The following is a 15287-nucleotide window of genomic DNA, read 5'->3' on the forward strand; positions in this document are numbered from 1 at the left end:
CAGCTTGGCCGGGTCGCCATGCTCGATGAACACGTCTGGCAGGCCCAGTTGCAGCACGGGGCGCAGCACACCGGCTTGGCTCAGGGCTTCGAGCACGGCGCTGCCCGCACCGCCCATGATGGCGCCCTCTTCCAGCGTGACCAGCGCGTCGTGGCTGGCGGCCACTTCCAGCAGCAGCTCCACATCCAGCGGCTTGGCCCAGCGCATGTTGACCACCGTGGCGTCGATCGCCTCGGCCGCTTGCAGCGCGGGGTACAGCAGCGTGCCAAACGCCAGGATGGCGATGCGCGGGGCGCTGCCCGGTGCAGCGTCGGCATCGGCACTGGCCTGGCGGGTGCGGCGCACCTCGCCCTTGCCAAAGGGCAAGCCCTCCAGGCTGGCCAGGGGCGCTGTGCCCACGCCGGCGCCGCGCGGGTAGCGCACGGCCACGGGCTGGTTCTGGGCAAAAGCGGTGGAGAGCAGCTGGCGGCATTCGCGCTCATCCGCCGGGCAGGCCAGGGCCATGTTGGGGATGCAGCGGATGAACGGGATGTCGTAGGCACCGGCGTGCGTCGCACCGTCGGCGCCCACCAGACCAGCACGGTCCAGCGCAAACACCACCGGCAGGTTTTGCAGCGCCACATCGTGGATGAGCTGGTCGTAGCCACGCTGCAAAAAGGTGGAGTAAATCGCCACCACGGGCTTGGCGCCCTCGCAGGCCATGCCCGCCGCAAAGGTCACAGCGTGCTGCTCGGCAATGCCCACGTCGTAGTAGCGATCGGGAAAGCGCCGGTGGAATTCGACCATGCCCGAGCCCTCGCGCATGGCGGGCGTGATGCCCACCAAGCGGCTGTCGTGCGCGGCCATGTCGCACAGCCACTGGCCAAACACCTGGGTGAAGGTCTGCTTCGGGGGCGTGGCCGGCGGCGTCAGGCCCACGCGGGGGTCGAACTTGCCGGGGCCGTGGTAAGCGATGGGATCCTGCTCGGCCAGCTTGTAGCCCTGGCCTTTTTTCGTGACGACGTGCAGAAACTGTGGCCCGGGCAGGCCCTTGATGTTCTCCAGCGTCGGGATCAGCGAATCGAGGTCGTGGCCGTCAATGGGGCCGATGTAGTTGAAGCCGAACTTCTCGAACAGCGTGGCGGGCACCACCATGCCCTTGGCCTGCTGCTCCAGGCGCTTGGCCAATTCGAGCAGCGGCGGCGCGTTTTTGAGCACGTTTTTGCCGACGTTCTTGGCCTTGGCATAGAACTGCCCGCTCATGAGCTGCGCCAGGTAGCGGTTGAGCGCGCCCACGGGCGGGCTGATGCTCATGTCGTTGTCGTTGAGGATGACCAGCAGGTTGCAGTCGGCCACGCCCGCGTTGTTCAGGGCCTCGAAGGCCATGCCCGCCGTCATGGCGCCATCGCCGATGATGGCCACGGCGTGGCGCTCTTCGCCCTTGCGCTTGGCCGCCAGTGCCATGCCCAGCGCCGCCGAAATGCTGGTGCTGGAGTGCGCGGTGCCGAAGGTGTCGTATTCGCTCTCCACACGCTGCGGAAAACCCGAGAGCCCGCCCAGCTGGCGCAGCGAACCCATGCGGTCGCGCCGCCCGGTCAGGATTTTGTGCGGGTAGGTCTGGTGGCCCACGTCCCAGACCAGGCGGTCGTGCGGCGTGTTGAAGACGCGGTGCAGCGCCACGGTCAGCTCCACGGTGCCCAGGTTGGAGCTGAGGTGGCCGCCCGTTTGGGCCACGCTGTCGATGACGAAGGCGCGCAGCTCGGCTGCCAGCGCCTTGAGATCGGCGCGCGGCAGGCGGCGCAAGTCGGCCGGGTCGTTCACGCTGGTGAGCAAGGGATAGGAGTTCGTGGGCATTGGCTACTATGTTTTTGATAGCTGTAGGCGCTCGTCAAGTAAGCGCTGGAAGCATTTTTGGCTTGTAATTTTCAGTGCGAGCCCGGTCGGGATCAGTGCGCGCGGTGAACCACCAGGTCGGCCAAGGCCGCCAGCGCCCGCGTATCGGGCAGCCCCGTAGCGGCCAGGGCGGCCAGGGCGTCGTGGCGCAGCGCCTGGGCATGGGCCTGGGCGCGCTCCAACCCCAGCAGCGAGACATACGTGGGCTTGTCGTGCGCGGCGTCTTTGCCTGCGGTTTTGCCCAGTGTGGCTGCGTCCTGCGTCACGTCCAGGATGTCGTCCACCACCTGGAACGCCAGACCCAAAGCCGCGCCATAGGCCGACAACCCGGCCAGCGCCGCAGCGTCGGCCTGGCCGCAGGCGGCGCCCATCATCACGCTGCCTTGCAGCAGGGCGCCGGTTTTCAGGCGGTGCATGTGGCGCAGCTGGGCCTCGTCCAGGGCCACGCCAACGCTGGCCAGGTCAATGGCCTGGCCGCCCGCCATGCCCGAGGAGCCCGCCGCCCGCGCCAGCAAGCGGCACAGCCGGGCCTGCACGGGCTCGGGCACCCCGGCTTCGTCGGGCGCCAGCAGCTCAAAGGCCAGCGCTTGCAGGGCATCCCCCGCCAGCAGAGCGCGGGCCTGGCCAAACTGCACATGCACGGTGGGCTTGCCCCGGCGCAGCACGTCGTTGTCCATGCAGGGCATGTCGTCATGCACCAGCGAATAGGCGTGGATCAGCTCTACGGCGCACGCGGCGCGCAGTGCGGCTTCGTCGTGCCCGGCGCGCGCGGTGGCGTCGTGCGCGTCGGCAGCGGCCACGGCCTGGCGCGCAGCCAGCACCAGCAGCGGGCGCAGGCGCTTGCCGCCATCGAGCACGGCGTAGCGCATGGCCTCACCCAGCCCGGCGGGGGCGTCCGCACCCACCCAGTCGGACAGGGCCTGCTCTACGCGCGCCAGCTGAACCTGCATCCAGGCGGCAAAGTCGGTGGGGGTGGCGGCGGGCGCGGGGTGGTTCATTCGGATGTCCATGGTTGCAAGGCCCCTGCGTCCAACACCTGGATCTGGCCCTCTACGGCCTCCAGGCGATCCCGGCAAAACGCCAGCAAGGCAGCGCCGCGCTGGTAACCGGCCAGCAACTGGTCCAGGGGCAATTGGCCCGACTCGATGCGGCCGACCAGCTGCTCCAGTTCTTCCAGCGCAGCCTCGTAGCTGGCCGGATCGGCGGTCTTGGTTTTGGGCATGGGGCAGGTAGGCGAGAGTCTGAAACGCGCGATTTTAGGCCGATGCCGCCGCGCGCCCCGGCCAGCGCGGGGCCACCCGCAATACACGCATGGCCCCTGCGGGAATCACCCCGGCAATAACCCCACCACCTATAATCCCATTCCCTACAAGCCGGCAGTCTGCCGGTTTATTTTTTCTCCCGCGCACCGTGCGCATCTCCCTGTGGGGAGTCTTTAGGTCAGGTCACCCATGTCTGATTTAAGTCTTCGACTGCAGCAGGCCGCAAGCCAACTACCAGTTTCAAGCTACTTCGATGAGGCGCTGTTCCAGCGCGAGTTAGAACTCATCTTCCAGCGTGGGCCCCGCTATGTGGGGCACCAGCTTTGCGTACCCAACGTGGGCGACTACCACGCACTGGCGCAGGAAGGCGAGGGCCGCGCACTGGTGCGCAACGCCCAAGGGGAGGTGGAGCTGGTCTCCAACGTCTGCCGCCACCGCCAGGCCGTCATGCTCCAGGGCCGGGGCTCGCTGCAGGTGCAGCAAAAAGGCAGCGCAGGCGGCAACATCGTCTGCCCCGTGCACCGCTGGACGTACAGCCCGCGCGGCGAGTTGCTGGGCGCCCCCCACTTCCCGCACGACCCCGGCCTTGATCTGCAAAACTTCCCGCTGCGCGAATGGAACGGCCTCATGTTCGAGGACAACGGCCGCGACATCGCCGCCGACCTGGCCGGCATGGGCCCGCGCGCTGAACTCTCGTTCGAGGGCTTTGCCCTGGACCGCGTGGAACTGCACGAGTGCAACTACAACTGGAAGACCTTCATCGAGGTCTATCTGGAGGACTACCACGTCGGCCCCTTCCACCCCGGCCTGGGCAACTTTGTCACCTGCGACGACCTGAAGTGGGAATTTGCCAAAGAGTATTCGGTGCAAACCGTGGGCGTGGCCAGCACTTTTGGCCGCCCCGGCTCTGACGTGTACAAAAAGTGGCACGAGGTACTGCTGCAATACCGCAGCGGCCAGCTGCCCGAGCGCGGCGCCATCTGGCTCACCTACTACCCGCACATCATGGTCGAGTGGTATCCGCATGTGCTTACCGTATCCACGCTGCACCCCATCAGCCCGACCAAGACCATGAACATGGTCGAGTTCTACTACCCCGAAGAAATCGTCGCCTTCGAGCGCGAATTCGTCGAGGCGCAGCAAGCGGCCTACATGGAGACCTGCATCGAAGACGACGAGATCGGCGAGCGCATGGACGCTGGCCGCAAAGCGCTGCTGGCGCGCGGCGTCAATGAGGTCGGCCCCTACCAAAGCCCCATGGAAGACGGCATGCAGCACTTTCACGAGTGGTACCGCGCCGCCATGGGCGCCGCTGTGCCGCAGCGCTGAGCAGACCCGCGCTGCTCTCATTACAATAGCTGCCAGCGCTTGTGCCACAAGCGCTGGCAGCTATTTTCACTTCCAACATTACCTACCACATGCAAGCCCTCTGGATGGTGCTGGGCGCCTTTTTGTTTGCCAGCATGGGCGTGTGCATCAAGCTCGCGTCAGCGCATTTCAACTCTGCCGAGCTGGTGTTTTACCGCGGCATCATCGGCATCGCCATCTTGTGGCTGCTGGCGCGCTCGCAGCGCGTGTCGCTGGCCACGCGCTACCCGGGCATGCACGCCTGGCGCAGCCTGATCGGGGTCACGGCGCTGGGCGCCTGGTTTTACGCCATCGCCCACTTGCCCCTGGCCACGGCCATGACGCTGAACTACATGAGCAGCGTCTGGATTGCCGCTTTTCTGGTGGGCGGCGCGCTCTTGACCTGGCGCCCCTCGGCTGCCACGCCGCGCCCTGCCCTGCAAGGCCCGCTGGTGCTGACGGTGCTGGCCGGGTTTGCCGGGGTGATCATGATGCTGCGCCCCAGCCTCGACCAGAACCAGATGTTTGCGGGCCTGATCGGCCTGCTCTCGGGCATTGCGTCGGCCTTTGCGTATATGCAGGTGGTGGCGCTATCGCGCCTGGGCGAGCCTGAAACGCGCACCGTGTTTTTCTTTGCCGTGGGTTCGGCGGTGGCGGGCGGCGCGGCCACACTGATCGCGGGCACCTCACCCTGGCCGGGTTGGCCCAGCCTGTGGCTGCTGCCCATGGGTTTTCTGGCCGCAGGCGGGCAGTTGTGCATGACGCGCGCCTACGCCAGCGCCAAAACCCAGCGCGGCACACTGGTGGTGGCCAACTTGCAGTATTCGGGCATTGTGTTTGCGGCCATTTACAGCGTGGTGCTGTTTGGCGACCAGATTCCAGCCATTGGCTGGATAGGCATGGTGCTGATTGTGGCCAGCGGCATCCTGGCCACCGTGCTGCGCAGCCAGGCTGCGCCCAGCACGCCCGCAGAAGAGCACTGAGGCCCGCTCTCGCGCTGCACGGCCAGCGCCACAATGCAGGCTGTTTTTGGAGAGCAGCCCATGACCACCTACACCACCCTGATTTCTGCCCCCGAGCTGCGTGCCCTGGCCGCCAGCGGCGCACCGCTGATGGTTTTTGATTGCAGCTTTGACCTGGCCCAGCCCGGCGCGGGCGCCCAGCACTACCTGCAAGCGCACATCCCAGGCGCCGTATATGCCGACCTCGACCGCACCCTGAGCGCCCTGCATGGCGCCCCCGGCGCACACGGCACCATCACCGCCACCCAGGCAGATACCCCCGCCTCGGGGGGCCGCCACCCCCTGCCCAGCCGCGAGAAATTCGCCACCTGGCTGCGCAGCGTGGGTTTTACCAACGCCATGCAGGCCGTGGTGTACGACCGCAACGGCAGCGCATTCTGTGGCCGCCTGTGGTGGATGCTGCAATGGCTGGGCCACGCGCAGGTGGCCGTGCTCGATGGCGGCTGGCAGGCCTGGGTGGCCGATGGCGGCGCCGTGGCGCAGGGCACCGAGACCTCGCACTTTGCCTCCGACTTCGCGTTGCGCCCCTCCCTGCGGCGCCTGGCCACAGCCCAGGATGTGCTGGCCGCACTGGATCAGCCGGGCCAGACCCTCATCGACGCCCGCGCCGCGCCGCGCTACCGTGGCGAGGTCGAACCCCTGGACCCGGTGGCTGGCCACATCCCCGGGGCGCTGAACCGGCCCTTTACCGACAACTTCGGGCCCGATGGCCGCTTCAAGAGCGCTGCCGCGCTGCGCGCCGAGTTCGAGGCACTGCTGGCCGGGTGCGATCCGGCCAGCGTGGTCCACCACTGCGGCAGCGGCGTCACCGCGCTGCCCAATGTGCTGGCCATGGAATTGGCCGGTTTCGAAAAAACAACGCTTTTTGCGGGCAGCTGGAGCGAGTGGTGCAGCGACCGCACCCGCCCCATGGCCCGCGCCTGAGCCGCCCACACGGCCTGCGGGCCGTGCCATGCAGCACGGCCCGCACCCTGACAAAAGGCGCCCTCACGGCGCCGCCTGTAAGGCAAACACCTACAAGCCCACCGCAAACCCAGACACGCGACATAGCCAAACCCCGACTTAATTTTTGATTGGGGTCACTTCACAATCCATTTCAACGGATCAAGCACACATGCAGCAGCATGAAACCAGGCCCGAACTGAAAAGGATTGCACCATGACCAACGAACAACTTCTCGCCGAAATCCGCGAAGCCAACCTGACTTACCTGATGCTGGCGCAGACCCTGATTCGCCAGGACAAGGCTGAAGCGGTGTTCCGCCTGGGCATCAACGAAGAGGCGGCCGACATCCTGGGCTCCCTGTCGGCAGCGCAGGTCATGAAGCTGGCATCGCGCAATACCTTGCTGTGCAACTTCCGCGTCGATGACAACCTGGTGTGGAGCTTGCTGACCAACCACAACACCCCCAGCAAGGTGGGCAACGAAGCCACCAACACGCTGCACGCCAACATCCTGATGGCCAGCCGCGTATCGGAAGTGCTCTGAGCACCCGCTGCCCCCCACAGACTGACCAGGAGAACATGCCATGACCGCCACCGACAAAAGCGCAGCCCCCGCCCCCAAGGCCCCCGTCAAGAGCGTACTCAACGAATCGCGGCAAATTGAACGCGCTGCCATGCTCATCGGCATGGGCGCCCGCATGCAGGTGCTGGAGTCTGAAACCACGCTGTCCTATGAGCGCTTGATCCGCCTCTACAAGGAAGTCGCTGGCAAATCTCCGTCCAAAGGCCAACTGCCGTTTTCTACCGACTGGTTCCTGACCTGGCAAGAAAACATCCACAGCTCGCTGTTCCTGAACATTTACGAATACCTGTCCAAGGGCATGGATCTGGACGCGGTCGATCAGCTGACCAAAGCCTACCGGCTCTACACCGAGCAGATCGAGATGGCCCAGGTGGAGCCCCTGCTGTCGTTCACGCGCGCCTGGCGCCTGGTGAAGTTTGTCGATGCGGGCATGCTTACGCGCACCAAGTGCAGCCAGTGCGGTGGTCAGTTCGTCACCGAGCTGTACGAAAACCGCCACTACACCTGTGGCCTGTGCAACCCGCCCGCCCGCGCTGGCAAGAGCAAGACCGCCGGCGCACTGATGCTGCACTGATCGGATGCTGAAATTTGGAGCCAAAACTGGCTCCAACCCTTGGTAGCAAAGCGCAAGCAGCTATCAAAAAGAGATTGAAAAAACCCGGTTTGCATGGCGCAGACCGGGTTTTTTTGTTGGGCCCGTGGCGGGCACGGGCGTCAAGTCTCTATTTTCAATAAAAACCGACTCTCGCCCTTACTGGATAAGCGCGAGCAGCTATCAAAAAGATACTGAACAGGAGCGCCGTGTCAGCGCGCCATCAGCAGGCCGCGCACGTTGTCGCTCATGGGCAGGGTGTAGTCCACGGCGGCCACCACCACGTTGCCCACCGGGTGTACCAGTTTGAGGCTCACGTACACGCTGCGCACCGACACCGCATAGGTGCCCACCAGCACGGCTTGCGCATCGTGCGAGCGGCTGACTTCGCGCACCTCGCGCGACAGCAGCAGTTCGCCCTGCGCGGGCGACATGGCCAGGCTGGCGCGCATGCGCGGCTCAATCACCAGCACGCCGCGCTGCACCAGCCGCCCGGAAATTTGCTCGGTGATGGTGCGGCCCAGGCGCGAGGACTCACCCAACTGGTCCACGCTTACCAGCGTGGCCACCAGCACGGGGCGGTCGGGGTCGATCAGGGCGTCTTGCAACAGCCGGTCGGCGGCGATGCGGTTGGCTTCGACCAGATCGGTCGAGGTGGCGGTGGCGTGTTCGCCGTAGTAATACTGGGCACAGCCGGGCAGCAGCGCCAGGCTGGCAGCGGCCCACAGGCCCAGGGCAGCGGTGCGGCGCTTCATGGCACCACCACACGCCAGGTTTTGAGGGGGGTGGGCGCGGGTGGCGGCGGCGGTGGCGGCGGCGGGATGTAGAGCAGCGCGTCGTCGGGCTCGATGTAATAGACATCGGCGGTGCGTGCCAGGTAGCGCTGGTTGCTCTCCAGCGAGGTGGTGATGAGCACCTCGGTGCGCGTGGGGCCGCCCGCAGCGGCGCCATCGGTGGCCAGCATGGTGGCGTCGATCAGCGCCGTGGCCGCCAGACCGCCTGCAATCAGGGAGGGGTTGGTCTGCGCATACAGGTGCCAGTCGCGCACCACCGCCACGCCAGCGGCCAGGCGCGTCAGCGGCATTTGTGCGCGGTTGCTCACCGGGGCGTAGTGCTGCACCACTTGCGTATCAAAGCTCAGCTCTATTGGTGTGGGCACGGTCGAGAGGGTGACGCCGCGCTCGACCAGGTGGGTGATGAGCAGCTTGCGAAAGCCCTGGTTGAAGCCCGAGTCGCCTGCGGGCGGGATGTAGATGGGGTGCTCGCCGGGGGGCCACTCGCCAATTTTTTGTGCAACGCGCACGGCCACATCGGCGGCCAGCACCTCCCAGTGGTGGACGGCGCGGGCTTTTTTCTGGCCGGTGGCAGGGTAGTTGTCGGCGCGCGGCACGTCCAGCGTGCTGCAACCGCCTGCCAGTGCGGCAACGGCCAGCAGCGGCAAAAGGGTTCGGTGCATGGTGCGCCTTGGTTCAAGTGGCTTGGCTTGCATAGGCCACCATGGTAGCGGCCAAGGCCACGGGCAATTGGCCAATCAGCCGCCCATTCGCCGCACTCTTTGGCGCCGCGCTGCACAATTTGCCCATGACCGAGCCCGAACGCCCCGCCCCGCCAGCACCGCCTGGCACCAGCGACACCGCCATACCAGAACACGCACTACCCTCTGCGCCACACCCTATACCACGCCCCGAGGACACCCCCGCTGACACAGCACCGCCAGCGCCCACCGCTGCGCCAGCGCGCCCCTGCGCACCGCCGGGGCCTGCACCGCTGCCAGCGGACGTGCTGGCACCGCCGCCCCTGAACCTGGGCACGCTGTCGCTGGTGTGGCTGGCGGTGTGTGCCAGCCTGGCCATGCTGCACTGGGCCAGCGCGGTGTTCATTCCCATCGTGCTGAGCTTGCTGCTGACCTGTGCCCTAGGGCCCGCCGTGGGTTGGTTGCAGCGCTGGCATGTACCGCGCGCGCTGGGTGCAGGCGCCCTGCTGCTGGTGCTGGTGGCGGCGCTGGGCGCCAGCAGCTGGTCGCTCAGCGATGGGGCGGCGCAGCTGGTGGACTCGCTGCCTGTGGCGGCCAAGAAGGTGCGCGACCAGTTGCGCGCGCACAGCCGCTCCAGCAGCAGCGCCAGCCCGCTGGAGACGGTGCAGAAGGCGGCCACGCAAATCGAACAGGCCGCCAGTGAAAACAACAACGCCGCCCCACCAGCGCGCCGGGGCGTGCAGCGGGTGGTGATTGAGCGTGCGCCCTTTAACGTGCGCGACTATGTGCTGCCCGGCACCATGGGCCTGGCCTCGGGGCTGACGCAGCTGGCGGTGGTGGTGTTTCTGAGCTTTTTCTCGCTGGCCTCGGGCGGGCTGCTGCGGCGCAAACTGCTGCGCATTGCCGGCGCCAGCCTGGAGCAGCGGCAAATCACCCTGTCCATGCTGGACGACATCAACCGCCAGGTGCGCAGCTATCTGCTGGTGCAATGCTTTACCAGCGTGATCGTGGGCGTGGCCACGGGGCTGGCCTACTGGGCGCTGGGGCTAGAACAGGCGGCGGTGTGGGGCGTGGCCGCTGCCGTGCTCAACCTGGTGCCCTATGCGGGCTCTCTGGTGGTCACGGCGGGCTCGGCGCTGGTGGCGTTTTTGCAGTTTGGCACGCTCGATATGGCACTGAGCGTGGGCGGCGCCTCGCTTTTGATCCACACGCTGGTGGGCAACCTGCTCACCCCCTGGCTCACCAGCCGCACCAGCAGCTTGAGTCCGGTGGTGGTGTTTGTCAGCGTGCTGGCCTGGGGCTGGCTGTGGGGCCTGTGGGGGCTGCTGCTGGGCATCCCTATCATGATGGCGGTCAAGGCCGTGTGCGACCGCGTGACCGGGCTGCAACCCCTCGGTGAGCTGCTGGGGCACTGAGGCGACAACCCAGGCCAGGTTTTGCGCGCACAATTCCGGGGCCGTTTTCTCCAGGGCTGGGCCGCCGCACGCAGTGGCAACCCGGCATGCGATCCGCCGTTTTTTCAACGATTCGACCCGATTCGACCATTACCCATGAAATTCCAAGGCTCCTCCAACTACGTCGCGACCCAAGACCTGATGCTGGCCGTGAACGCTGCCAGCACCTTGCAACGCCCTTTGCTGGTCAAGGGCGAACCGGGCACCGGCAAGACCATGCTGGCCGAAGAAGTGGCCCAGGCGCTGAACATGCCGCTCTTGCAGTGGCACATCAAGTCCACCACCAAGGCGCAGCAAGGGCTGTATGAATACGACGCCGTCAGCCGCCTGCGTGACAGCCAGCTCAATGATGAGCACAGCAGCGAGCGCGTCAAAGACATCCGCAACTACATCGTGCAGGGCGTGCTGTGGCAGGCCTTCACCGCCGAGCAGCCCGTGGCCCTGCTGATCGACGAAATCGACAAGGCCGACATCGAGTTTCCCAACGACCTGTTGCGCGAAATCGACCGCATGGAGTTTTACTGCTACGAAACGCGTGAACTCATCCGCGCCAAACACCGCCCGCTGGTGTTCATCACCTCGAACAACGAGAAAGAGCTGCCCGACGCCTTTTTGCGCCGCTGCTTCTTCCACTACATCAAGTTCCCCGAGGCCGACACCATGCGGCAAATCGTCAACGTGCACTTTCCCACGCTCAAGAGCGAGCTGCTCACGGCGGCGATGAAGACGTTTTACGACGTGCGCAACCTGCCCGGCCTGAAGAAAAAACCCTCCACCTCCGAGCTGATCGACTGGCTGAAATTGCTGGTGGCCGAAGACATCCCTCTGGAGGCCCTGCAAAGCCAGGACAACAAAGTGGCCGTGCCGCCGCTGGTGGGCGCGCTGCTGAAGAACGAGCAGGACGTGAGCCTGTTTGAAAAGCTGGTGTTCATGAACCAGCGCAACCGCTGACGCCTGCCCATGCCACTTCGCCCCACCGCACTGGGCCACGCCCAGGGCCTGCGCCAGGAGTAACCCACATGGCTTTTGTGCAACCCGTCACCCTGCGCAGCAACGGCCTGCGCCTTGAACCACTGGCCCTGGCCCATGAAGACGGCCTGGCCGCCGCCGCTGCCGATGGCCAGCTGTGGCGCCTGCGCGTGACCTCGGTGCCCGAGCCGCAAGAGACGCGCGCGTACATCGAGACGGCGCTGCAAATGCGCGAACAGGGCAGCCGCTTTGCGTTTGCCGTGATCGACGAGGCCACGGGCCGCGTGCTGGGCAGCACCAGCTTTCACGACATCATTGCCGCCGTGCGCCGGGTGGAGATTGGCTACACCTGGTACGCGCGCAGCGTGCAGCGCAGCCACGTCAACACCACCTGCAAGCTGCTGATGCTGGGCCACGCTTTTGACCAGCTGGGCTGCCACGTCGTGGGCTGGCGCACCGACAACTTCAACTTTGCCAGCCAGCGCGCCATCGAGCGCCTGGGGGCCAAGAAGGACGGCGTGATCCGTGGCCACGCCCTGCGCCGCGACGGCACCATCCGCGACACCGTGATGTACAGCCTGCGCGCGGGCGAGTGGCCCGAGTCGCGCGCACATTTGCTCTCAAAATTGGAGCTGCATGCGCAGGCTGCATAAGCCCTGGAGGCCAAAAACATGTTGATTGATTTTTTCTACACCCTGCGCGCCGCCAAACTGCCGGTGTCGGTCAAAGAGCTGCTCACGCTGCTGGAGGCTTTGCAGGCGGGCATCGTGGGCCCGCACTCGGAAGATGCCTGGAGCATTGACGACTTCTACCACCTGGCGCGCCTGACGCTGGTCAAGGACGAGAAGCACTACGACAAGTTCGACCGCGCTTTTGCCGCCTACTTCAAGGGCGTGGAGCTGGTGGCCGATTTCCGCCAGGAAGTGCCCGCCGATTGGCTGCGCAAGGTGCTGGAGCGCGAGCTCACGCCCGAGCAAAAAGCGGCCATCGAAAAAATGGACTGGGACGAGCTGATGGAGACGCTCAAAAAGCGCCTCGAAGAGCAAAAAGAGCGCCACGAGGGTGGCAACAAATGGATTGGCACCGGCGGCACCAGCCCATTTGGCCACGGCGGCTACAACCCGCAGGGCATCCGCATTGGCGGCGCGGGCAAGAACAAAAGTGCCGTCAAGGTGTGGGAGCAGCGCGCCTACCGCGACTACGACGACAGCCAGGAGCTGGGCACGCGCAACATCAAGGTGGCGCTGCGCCGCCTGCGCAAGTTTGCCCGCGAAGGCCACGAGCTGGAGCTGGATTTGCCCGACACCATCCGCAGCACCGCCGCCAACGCGGGCTGGCTGGACATCAAGATGATTCCGGAGCGGCACAACAACGTCAAATTGCTGCTGCTGATGGACGTGGGCGGCACCATGGATGAGCACATCCAGCGGGTGGAGGAATTGTTCAGCGCCGTCAAGACCGAGTTCAAGCACCTGGAGTTTTATTACTTCCACAACTGCGTGTACGACTTTGTCTGGAAGAACAACCGGCGCCGCTTTGCCGAAAAGTTTGCCACCTGGGACATCCTGCGCAAGTACAACAAAGACTACAAGCTGATTTTTGTGGGCGACGCCACCATGAGCCCCTACGAAATCCTGCAACCCGGCGGCAGCGTCGAATACAACAACGAAGAGGCCGGCGCCGAGTGGCTGCAACGCCTGACGCACACCTACCCCAAGTTCGCCTGGATCAACCCCGAGCCGCAGGGCGTGTGGCAATACCGCCAGAGCATCAGCATCATTCAGCAGCTGATGAGCGACCGCATGTACCCCCTCACCTTGAAGGGCCTGGAAGAGGCCATGCGCATGTTGTCAAAATAACTGCATGCCCTGTCTTTTGCACACCGCAGCGCCGGCCCGTGGGTCGGCGTTGTTGCTTATCAGCCTGCTGGCACTCCTGGCGCTGCCCGGTTGTGGTCTGCTGCCTGCGGCGCCCGCCAACAACACGCAGGCGGGCTCCGAGGAAGGCGCCAGCGCCACATCGGACACGCAAGCCGCTTTCACTCTGGAGGTGCGCGCGCCCCAGGACATCGCCGACTACCTGGCGCGCCACCTGGAATTGCAGCGCTTTCAATCCCTGCCGGGGCTGACGGCCAACGAGCTGTCACGCCTGCTGGGCGCTGCCGACGCGAACGCCCGCGAGCTGCTGGCCACGCTGGGCTACTTCAGTCCCACGCTGACCGTGGAAATGACCGAGACGCCGGGCAGCAGCCATGCCCCGCGCGCCATCGCTGTCACCGTGGAGCCGGGGCCGCAAACGCAGATTCGCCAGGCGCACATCACGTTCAGCGGGCCGGTGGCCGAGACCACCCAAGGCGCCGACACCGACCAGCAGGCCGACCAGGTGCGCCGCGTCTGGTCACTGCCGCCGGGCCAGCCCTTCAGCCAGTCGGCCTGGGATGGCGCCAAGGCGCAGGGCCTGCGCACGCTGCAAAGCCAGCGCTACCCCGCTGCACAGATCGCGTACAGCCGCGCCGAGGTGGATGCCGACACACACCTGGCCGACCTGTCGGTCACGTACGACTCTGGCCCGGCCTACCGCTTTGGCCCCTTGCGCGTACAGGGCAGCCAGCGCTACGACAGCGACGGCGCCCGCCGCCTGGCCCGCCTGCCCACCGGCGCCGACTACAGCGAAGCCCAGCTGCTGGACGCCCAGCAGCGCCTGGCCAGCAGCGGCTATTACGACGCGGTGTTCCTCACGCTCGACACCGAGGCCAGCGACCCGCAAGCCGCTGCGGTGCTGGCGCAGGTGCGCGAGGCACCGCTGCAAAAGTGGGTGTTCGGCCTGGGCCTGTCCACCGACAGCGGCGTGCGTTGGGGCACCGACCACATCCACAACCGCCTGCCCCTGGTTGGCTGGCGCGCCGTGAGCAAACTGGCGCTGGACCGCAAGACCAAGCTCATCGGCACCGAATGGACGGATTTGCCCGACGACGGCGGCTGGCGCTGGTTTGGCGGCGCACAGGCGCAGCGTGAAACCACCGGCAGCTACCAGGTCAACAGCGCCCGCCTGCGCGCCGGGCGTGGCCAAAGCACCGAGCGCATCGACCGCAACTACTACCTGCAATACGACTACGCCAACTCGCAGGGCCTGCAAGCGCCCCCGTCGAGCACCGCCCTGAGCATGAACTACAGCTGGACGGGCCGCTACTTTGACCACCCCAATGCCCCCAGCACGGGCCACGGCCTGGCCTGGGAGCTGGGCGCAGGCACCACGCTGCGGCCGCAGCGCGACCCGTTTGTGCGCGCCATGGTGCGCTGGCTGGGTTTTGTGCCGCTGGGCAAGGTGGCGCTGGATGGCGGCCTGCCGCGTGGCAGCCGCCTGGCGCTGCGCGCCGAAGGCGGCGTGGTGCTGGCCCGCGATGCAGCCCAGGTACCTGTGACCCAGCTTTTCCTGACCGGCGGCGACACCACGGTGCGCGGCTACGCCTACCGCGAGATTGGCGCCCGCACCGATAACAACCTGCTCTACGGTGGCCGCTACCTGGCCGTAGCCAGCGCTGAATGGCAACGCCCCATCGCCTTGCGCGGCAACTTCACCGACTGGGAGAGCACCCTGTTCACCGACGTGGGCGCCGTCAGCGACCAACTGGGTGCCCTGCACCCGCGCGTGGGCGTGGGCGCAGGCCTGCGCTGGCGCAGCCCGGTGGGGCCGCTACAGGCAGACCTGGCCTACGGCGTGCAGGCCAAACGCGTGCGCCTGCACCTGCGCCTGGGCTTTACCTTCTAG

Annotated in this window: 15 protein-coding genes; 10 read left to right on the forward strand and 5 right to left on the reverse strand. The window is 66.1% G+C overall.

The window, feature by feature from the left end; genetic code table 11:
- From dxs to xseB, 3 genes are all read right to left on the reverse strand, one after another.
- A partial coding sequence (gene dxs, locus PHX69_RS02530; protein ID WP_288042247.1) for a 1-deoxy-D-xylulose-5-phosphate synthase occupies window positions 1–1833 on the reverse strand: 1833 nt, incomplete at its 3' end.
- Window positions 1834–1925: 92 nt separating this feature from the next.
- Window positions 1926–2870 carry a polyprenyl synthetase family protein gene (locus tag PHX69_RS02535; protein ID WP_241524971.1) on the reverse strand — a complete coding sequence of 315 codons (945 nt, stop codon included), beginning with the start codon at window positions 2868–2870 and terminating at the stop codon, window positions 1926–1928.
- The gene (xseB, locus tag PHX69_RS02540) at window positions 2867–3094 is read right to left on the reverse strand and encodes an exodeoxyribonuclease VII small subunit (protein WP_119013849.1); all 228 of its coding nucleotides are present in this window, start codon (window positions 3092–3094) and stop codon (window positions 2867–2869) included. The genes PHX69_RS02535 and xseB overlap by 4 nt, the downstream gene beginning before the upstream one ends.
- Window positions 3095–3323: 229 nt before the next feature.
- Between xseB and PHX69_RS02545 the strand changes: the two genes are divergently transcribed.
- From PHX69_RS02545 to flhC, 5 genes are all read left to right on the forward strand, one after another.
- Window positions 3324–4463, forward strand: a complete 1140-nt coding sequence (locus PHX69_RS02545; RefSeq protein WP_119013850.1) for an aromatic ring-hydroxylating oxygenase subunit alpha — start codon at window positions 3324–3326, stop codon at window positions 4461–4463.
- A gap of 89 nt (window positions 4464–4552) precedes the next feature.
- Complete coding sequence (locus tag PHX69_RS02550) at window positions 4553–5464, forward strand: DMT family transporter (protein WP_119013851.1); 912 nt, start codon at window positions 4553–4555, stop codon at window positions 5462–5464.
- Between the two features lie 60 nt (window positions 5465–5524).
- Window positions 5525–6427 (forward strand): sulfurtransferase, encoded by a 903-nt coding sequence (locus tag PHX69_RS02555; RefSeq protein ID WP_288042248.1) that lies wholly within the window; start codon window positions 5525–5527, stop codon window positions 6425–6427.
- Between the two features lie 234 nt (window positions 6428–6661).
- A complete protein-coding gene (gene flhD, locus PHX69_RS02560) occupies window positions 6662–6991 on the forward strand; it encodes a flagellar transcriptional regulator FlhD (RefSeq protein WP_119013853.1) in 330 nt (109 codons plus the stop codon).
- A gap of 40 nt (window positions 6992–7031) precedes the next feature.
- A complete protein-coding gene (gene flhC, locus PHX69_RS02565; protein ID WP_119013854.1) occupies window positions 7032–7604 on the forward strand; it encodes a flagellar transcriptional regulator FlhC in 573 nt (190 codons plus the stop codon).
- Between the two features lie 230 nt (window positions 7605–7834).
- On the opposite strand, the gene PHX69_RS02570 is transcribed toward flhC, so the two are convergent.
- The gene (locus PHX69_RS02570) at window positions 7835–8377 is read right to left on the reverse strand and encodes a FlgO family outer membrane protein (protein WP_119013855.1); all 543 of its coding nucleotides are present in this window, start codon (window positions 8375–8377) and stop codon (window positions 7835–7837) included.
- Window positions 8374–9078 carry a hypothetical protein gene (locus PHX69_RS02575; RefSeq protein WP_119013856.1) on the reverse strand — a complete coding sequence of 235 codons (705 nt, stop codon included), beginning with the start codon at window positions 9076–9078 and terminating at the stop codon, window positions 8374–8376. Before PHX69_RS02575 ends, PHX69_RS02570 begins: the two co-directional genes overlap by 4 nt.
- A 125-nt stretch (window positions 9079–9203) precedes the next feature.
- Between PHX69_RS02575 and PHX69_RS02580 the strand changes: the two genes are divergently transcribed.
- The 5 genes from PHX69_RS02580 to PHX69_RS02600 all read left to right on the forward strand — a co-directional run bounded on the left by PHX69_RS02580 (window position 9204) and on the right by PHX69_RS02600 (window position 15287).
- The gene (locus PHX69_RS02580; RefSeq protein ID WP_288042249.1) at window positions 9204–10511 is read left to right on the forward strand and encodes an AI-2E family transporter; all 1308 of its coding nucleotides are present in this window, start codon (window positions 9204–9206) and stop codon (window positions 10509–10511) included.
- A gap of 135 nt (window positions 10512–10646) precedes the next feature.
- Window positions 10647–11501 (forward strand): AAA family ATPase, encoded by an 855-nt coding sequence (locus PHX69_RS02585; protein WP_119013857.1) that lies wholly within the window; start codon window positions 10647–10649, stop codon window positions 11499–11501.
- 68 nt (window positions 11502–11569) lie between these two features.
- Window positions 11570–12172 (forward strand): GNAT family N-acetyltransferase, encoded by a 603-nt coding sequence (locus PHX69_RS02590; RefSeq protein WP_288042251.1) that lies wholly within the window; start codon window positions 11570–11572, stop codon window positions 12170–12172.
- Between the two features lie 18 nt (window positions 12173–12190).
- On the forward strand, window positions 12191–13378 hold the full coding sequence (locus PHX69_RS02595) for a vWA domain-containing protein (protein WP_119013859.1): 1188 nt from the start codon (window positions 12191–12193) through the stop codon (window positions 13376–13378).
- 4 nt (window positions 13379–13382) lie between these two features.
- Window positions 13383–15287, forward strand: coding sequence for an autotransporter assembly complex protein TamA (locus PHX69_RS02600; RefSeq protein ID WP_288042252.1), 1905 nt, complete (start codon window positions 13383–13385; stop codon window positions 15285–15287).

The sequence above is a fragment of the Simplicispira sp. genome (assembly GCF_028687295.1).
Classification (GTDB): domain Bacteria; phylum Pseudomonadota; class Gammaproteobacteria; order Burkholderiales; family Burkholderiaceae_C; genus Simplicispira; species Simplicispira metamorpha.

Bases quoted from the DNA above. Each gene is read 5' to 3' on its own strand.
- PHX69_RS02585 (WP_119013857.1), top strand. From the start codon at position 10,647: ATGAAATTCCAAGGCTCCTCCAACTACGTCGCGACCCAAGACCTGATG.
- PHX69_RS02600 (WP_288042252.1), top strand. From the start codon at position 13,383: ATGCCCTGTCTTTTGCACACCGCAGCGCCGGCCCGTGGGTCGGCGTTG.
- xseB (WP_119013849.1), bottom strand. From the start codon at position 3,094: ATGCCCAAAACCAAGACCGCCGATCCGGCCAGCTACGAGGCTGCGCTG.
- PHX69_RS02595 (WP_119013859.1), top strand. From the start codon at position 12,191: ATGTTGATTGATTTTTTCTACACCCTGCGCGCCGCCAAACTGCCGGTG.
- PHX69_RS02550 (WP_119013851.1), top strand. From the start codon at position 4,553: ATGCAAGCCCTCTGGATGGTGCTGGGCGCCTTTTTGTTTGCCAGCATG.
- PHX69_RS02570 (WP_119013855.1), bottom strand. From the start codon at position 8,377: ATGAAGCGCCGCACCGCTGCCCTGGGCCTGTGGGCCGCTGCCAGCCTG.
- flhC (WP_119013854.1), top strand. From the start codon at position 7,032: ATGACCGCCACCGACAAAAGCGCAGCCCCCGCCCCCAAGGCCCCCGTC.
- PHX69_RS02580 (WP_288042249.1), top strand. From the start codon at position 9,204: ATGACCGAGCCCGAACGCCCCGCCCCGCCAGCACCGCCTGGCACCAGC.
- PHX69_RS02575 (WP_119013856.1), bottom strand. From the start codon at position 9,078: ATGCACCGAACCCTTTTGCCGCTGCTGGCCGTTGCCGCACTGGCAGGC.
- flhD (WP_119013853.1), top strand. From the start codon at position 6,662: ATGACCAACGAACAACTTCTCGCCGAAATCCGCGAAGCCAACCTGACT.
- PHX69_RS02535 (WP_241524971.1), bottom strand. From the start codon at position 2,870: ATGAACCACCCCGCGCCCGCCGCCACCCCCACCGACTTTGCCGCCTGG.
- PHX69_RS02545 (WP_119013850.1), top strand. From the start codon at position 3,324: ATGTCTGATTTAAGTCTTCGACTGCAGCAGGCCGCAAGCCAACTACCA.
- PHX69_RS02590 (WP_288042251.1), top strand. From the start codon at position 11,570: ATGGCTTTTGTGCAACCCGTCACCCTGCGCAGCAACGGCCTGCGCCTT.
- PHX69_RS02555 (WP_288042248.1), top strand. From the start codon at position 5,525: ATGACCACCTACACCACCCTGATTTCTGCCCCCGAGCTGCGTGCCCTG.